Source organism: Streptomyces albicerus (assembly GCF_008905045.1).
Taxonomy (GTDB): domain Bacteria; phylum Actinomycetota; class Actinomycetes; order Streptomycetales; family Streptomycetaceae; genus Streptomyces; species Streptomyces albicerus.
This window is the reverse complement of record NZ_VWMY01000170.1, coordinates 1-4,898: the sequence shown is the minus strand read 5'-3', so window position 1 is coordinate 4,898 and position 4,898 is coordinate 1. Positions and strand designations below refer to the sequence as shown.

Genomic DNA, 4,898 nt, shown 5'->3' with positions numbered 1-4,898 from the left:
CGCTGCGGCAGCAGCGGCTCCAGGTGATCCCACAGCTCATCCGACACGATCCACGGCGACATCCCCACACGGGACCGAACGCCCAACTTCCGCCCCAGACACGGCAACCAGGACCGATCCACCTCATTGTGTTAGCCGTTGTAAGTGCCATGACCGAAAGCGAAGCCGGCATCGCGGACTGCATCGTGGTCGGCGCGGGGCCCGTCCGGTATGGGCGCCGCCCTCACGCTCGCCCGGGACCTGCGCGTTGTGGAAACCCCTGCTTACTGTGCCGGCCGACGCGCGGGGGCATCAGTCGAAGAGAACGTGCCGCAGTATCCGGGTGAGGTGTTCGGTGAGCTGCTCGGGTGCCATTGAGGCGAGTGGTTCGGTGCGCGCGATGTACCGGCTGAAGGTCACTCCGATCAGTTGTGACCCCACGAGTGCTACGCGGGTGTCCAAGTCGTCGCCGGTTGCTGACGGTGCGTCGGGTGAGAGCACGGACCGGTAGACGGTGACGCTGTGCTCCTGCATCGCGGCCAGGAGGTGAGCGGCAGTTCGCTCGTCGGACGCGGCACTGCGCAGAAGGGCGACGAGCGGGTCGTTGACGGCGTCGGTCTCCATCCGTTGTACGAAGCCGTGGGCGATCCGGTCGGGCAGCGTCGCCGGGTCCCCGGCCGCTACTTGCTCCAGGTCGCGGTTGCCCGGTACTGCCGCGAGGAAAAGCCGCTCCTTGGTCGAGAAGTGACGCGAGATCAGGCCGTGGGTCACACCGGCTCGACGAGCGATTTCGCGGAGGGTGGTGCGGGCGTAACCGCGCTCGGTGAAGGTGTGGCGGGCCGCCTCCAGAATGGCTGCCCGGTGCCCCTCCGGGTCCCGCCGGCGCTTGCGCAGTGGCTTCCCGAGCAGTTCCTGATCGTTCATGGCGACTCCTTCACGTGATCACTGTACTGCCGGCCATCGGAGCCCTCGTCGGCTGCTGTACCGTTAATATCCAAGTGGCCATTAGCGATGGGACGGAGCCTGTTGTGACCATGAATCCGCCGGAGTCCGCGGCGATCGCCGAGACCCGGCTGCTGCACAAGATGCATCGGGCGGCGACATCCCTGCTGGTTGACGCCGCGCAGCGCGATACGGCCCCGCAGGCCGCGCTGGCGGAGCTGCGTGACTTCCTGGTGGCGGCGCTGCGGCATCACCACGAGAGCGAAGACGACGTGCTCTGGCCGCAGTTGATCGCCACTGACCCCGCGGCCGGCGCCGGGCTGCTCGAACTCAGCGCGGAACACGACGCACTTGATGCAGCGCTGGACGCACTTGCCGTCGTTCCCGTGCAGGACGGTGAGGACCGGGCGGGGCTGGCTGCCGCGGCAGCGACGGTGCGCGACTTGGTGCACACGCACCTTGAGCACGAGGAACCGGTGCTGTTTCCCGCACTGGCGGCGCACATGTCCGATGAGGCCTGGACCGAGTTCTCCCGCGCGGTGATCGCCTCGGCCCCACCCGTGGCCGCCCACCTCAACATCGGCTTCTTCGAGCAGGTGGGCACCCCCGCCGAACTCGCGGTGATCACGGCGAACCTGCCGCAAGCCGCTCTTCCGCTCGTCCCCGCCATGCGCGAGCAGGCCCGAACCGCTCTCTCCAGCCTTCAGGCAACCAACCACCAAAGGACGGCCATCGCATGACCAGCACACTCATCGTCGGCGGTAGCGGCGGCCTCGGCGGCGTGATCGCCCAGCACTTCGCCGACCGCGGTGACGACGTCATCATCACCAGCAGGGACAAGGCACGGGCGGAGACCATCGCCGCCCGGATCGGCTCCGGCACACGAGGGCTGGCCCTCGACCTTGCCCAGCCTGAAACGATCAGCGCCGCGCTGGCCGACGTGACGGACGTCGACAACGTCGTCATCACCGCGGTGGGACAGGCCGCGAACACGCTGGCCCAGTTCAACATCACGGATGCCGTCACGGCTGTGACCATGAAACTCGTCGGCTACGCCGAGACCGTCCGTGTGCTGCGCGACCGGTTCAACCCGGGCGCCTCCGTCGTTCTCTTCGGCGGGCTCGCCAAAGAACGCCCGTACCCCGGCTCGACCGTCGTCACCACCTTCAACGCGGGAATCACCGGCCTGGTGAAGACACTCGCGGTGGAGATAGCCCCGCACCGCGTCAACGCCCTGCATCCGGGCCTGATCGGCGACAGCCCCAAATGGCGCGACGTTCCCAACCCACCACACTCGGCCCAGACACCGATCGGACGGCTGGTGACGATGGCGGAGATCGCCGATGCCACCGATTTCCTGCTCCGCAACACCGGCATCAACGCCCACGACCTGTACATCGACGGCGGCCTGCTGGCCACCTGACCGCGGCCCTCGCCCGCATACAACCCGATCTGCGCGCGCTGGCACGCCATCCGGACATGGCCGCCATCTGCTTCGCAGGCTCGGGAGAGCGTTGGCGGATGCGGACTCATCCCGTACGGGAAAGCAGATCGAGATCCTGCAAGGAGTGGAGATGGGCCGCCCGTCACGCATGTTCGCCAGGGCCGAAGGCACCGGCCAACAACCGGACACGATCGAAGTCGGAGGATCAGCGGTCATCACCGCTCGCGGAACCCTGCTCGTATGACCGGCCCACGCCGGCTTCGTCCGGACGAGGATGCTGTGTGCCCCACAACCAGGGGTGACATTGCGTGCGTCCCAGGATGTCACCGCTGTGCGCTGCTGCCACACCACCGGCCACCGGCGTGGAAAGGAGCGTGAGGAGCATCGGCCCGTAGCCTCCGTCGGTTGCGACTGCCACAACGGCGGTTTCACCCAGGAACATCGTGCTTGCGACGGCTCCGGCAAGCAGTCCCCGCAGCGGCGCCCGAGCGGCAAGCCATTCAGGTGACAGCGTAAGTGCGCCACCGGTCACCGCACCGAGCAGGACGCCGACCCCCATACTTCCGCCCACCGCGGTAATGCCACGCATGAGACCTGCCAGGCCACCTTGATGCGTCCCCGTGGACAGCCACATCGCGGCGGCAACGAGCCACACGGAGCCGAAGATGACCGCCGGCACCAATCCAATGCGCACCCCGAGCCGAACACCTCGACGAACCACCTGTCCGACCACCACACACTCCGAGACTTGGCCCTTACGTGCCCTGACAATCACATGAGGTGTCAAGGTATGTCATGCATGGACGTCGTCCCGCGGCAGGAGGCAGTTGACGACAGGTCCTGGGATCCGGCAGGGGACGGTTCAGCTGCTGCGACCCTCCACCGCGGTGGCCACGTCGTCGAGGTCCTTCGCGACCGCCTTGCTCACGGCCCGTGCACCCACGCGGCCAAGGGCTTTGGCGAGCAGGCTCGTGACGCCGCGAGTCGGTACGACCGTGAACGTCATGCGGACCGTCGCGGTAGCCGGGCCATCCGCCTGGAGCAGCCATTCCGAGACGTATCGGGTGCCGTGAGATTCGGCCTCCACCACGTAGCGCTCGGGCGGCTCGCTCGCGGTCACCCACATCTCCTCAGTGGCGTCCTTGCCGAACATGCGTCGGGTCTCGCGCCACCGCGTGCCGACGTCGAAGACCCCGTCGGTGAGAACCTCGATCTTCGATACGCCGCTGAGCACCCGCTCCATGCTCCTGAGATCGGTTAGGGCTTCCCACACGGCCCCCTGCGACGCGGCGATGCGCCGCTCCACGACGACTTTCTTGCTGGTCATGCACCCCATGGAACCACCGGGAATCGACAGCCGCCCAGGCAGCAGCGCCTCACGACGGGCCGCAGCCCCTCCCTGTCATCCTGAACATCGGGTGGCATCAGGCGATGAGGATCTGGCGCATGGGTGAGGGTACGGACGACGATGCCTGCCATGACGATTGACCGTTCGTGGTTGCGGATCGAGGAGTGGCTGCGTGAGAGTGCGCCGGCCGCATACGCGGCGCTGCCTCCTGCCGCAGGCGCTGACGTCGTCCGTGCGGCGGAACGCGCGTGCGGCGTTGCGTTCCCCGGGGATGTGGTGGCGTCACTGCGTCGTCATGACGGTTCGGGGGATGGTCTGCTGCCCGGCAATTACCGCCTGTTGAGCGCGGATGAGATCGCCGAAGAGTACGTGCAGTGGATCAGATTGGACCAGCGGAGTGTTCCCGAGGAGCTGCGGTACTGGCACTCGTCGTGGTTACCTCTGGTCACTGATGGGTGCGGGGATTCCCTCTTCGTCGAGACGGCACGGGGCGAAGGATTCGGCCGTATCGGCCGGCATTCCCACGGTGACGGTGGCCGGTTCGACAATCAGCTCCAGTACGCCTCGCTGGATGCCCTGTTGAGTTGGGCCGCACAAGCCCTGGCCGACGGGTCCACCACGGATCTCCTGGACTATGTGATCACGGTTGGCGAGGACGGATTTCCGTACTGGGAGGACGCGGATGCCCAGGGGGACGAGGTGCCGGTGGTCTGGGACATGAAGGAACTCAAGAACCGGTACGGACCTCCGTGAGGCCCTGGTATCAGCAGAGATCGGGGCGAATCTCGGGGCCGCAGGTCGTAGCCGACGGCCATGCGACCGGACAAGAGTCGGCCAGGTGATAGCGGCGATTAGGGTGTCGGGGTGGTCGGCGCACAGGGTGGTGTCCCGCCGTATGTCGTAGCCGATCAGAAGGGCGTGAATGCGCGGCTACCTGCTCGGGAGGCGAGTGCGAGGCCCGGCACCCGGGCAACGGCGCACTGGACGTCGACCGGATCGCCCAGGCCCTGCACACCACTGTGTGTGCCCTGCGCAATATGCATCCCGCGACGCCCAGCCTGTGTACAAGCCAGGTGCACGCGGGTCCCCGGGTCCCTCTAGTACTGCAACGGTGCTTGTCGTGACTGCTGGCCAGGTCGGTCGTTGGTGTGGTTATGGGTGGGGACCTTGACGATGTCAGGCTGT

6 protein-coding genes and 1 pseudogene are annotated in these 4,898 nt (G+C 66.9%); 3 read left to right on the top strand and 4 right to left on the bottom strand.

The window, feature by feature from the left end; genetic code table 11:
- Positions 1-107, bottom strand: a pseudogene (locus GAS53_RS54460) (IS5/IS1182 family transposase); the annotation flags it as partial.
- A gap of 184 nt (positions 108-291) precedes the next feature.
- Positions 292-903: a TetR/AcrR family transcriptional regulator gene (locus GAS53_RS54455; protein WP_151485244.1), complete on the bottom strand. Its 612-nt coding sequence runs from the start codon at positions 901-903 to the stop codon at positions 292-294.
- A 110-nt stretch (positions 904-1,013) separates the two neighbouring features.
- Between GAS53_RS54455 and GAS53_RS54450 the strand changes: the two genes are divergently transcribed.
- Both GAS53_RS54450 and GAS53_RS54445 read left to right on the top strand, forming a co-directional pair.
- Positions 1,014-1,661 carry a hemerythrin domain-containing protein gene (locus GAS53_RS54450; RefSeq protein WP_151485243.1) on the top strand — a complete coding sequence of 216 codons (648 nt, stop codon included), beginning with the start codon at positions 1,014-1,016 and terminating at the stop codon, positions 1,659-1,661.
- The gene (locus GAS53_RS54445; protein WP_151485242.1) at positions 1,658-2,344 is read left to right on the top strand and encodes an SDR family oxidoreductase; all 687 of its coding nucleotides are present in this window, start codon (positions 1,658-1,660) and stop codon (positions 2,342-2,344) included. The genes GAS53_RS54450 and GAS53_RS54445 overlap by 4 nt, the downstream gene beginning before the upstream one ends.
- 226 nt (positions 2,345-2,570) lie before the next feature.
- Here GAS53_RS54445 and GAS53_RS55890 read toward each other — a convergent pair whose 3' ends face one another.
- Both GAS53_RS55890 and GAS53_RS54435 read right to left on the bottom strand, forming a co-directional pair.
- Positions 2,571-3,059, bottom strand: a complete 489-nt coding sequence (locus GAS53_RS55890) for a hypothetical protein (protein WP_192583725.1) — start codon at positions 3,057-3,059, stop codon at positions 2,571-2,573.
- A gap of 168 nt (positions 3,060-3,227) precedes the next feature.
- A complete protein-coding gene (locus GAS53_RS54435; protein ID WP_151485241.1) occupies positions 3,228-3,692 on the bottom strand; it encodes an SRPBCC family protein in 465 nt (154 codons plus the stop codon).
- A gap of 150 nt (positions 3,693-3,842) precedes the next feature.
- Here GAS53_RS54435 and GAS53_RS54430 point away from each other — a divergent pair, with 150 nt between their 5' ends.
- A complete protein-coding gene (locus GAS53_RS54430; RefSeq protein ID WP_192583724.1) occupies positions 3,843-4,466 on the top strand; it encodes an SMI1/KNR4 family protein in 624 nt (207 codons plus the stop codon).
- Positions 4,467-4,898: the final 432 nt, after the last annotated feature.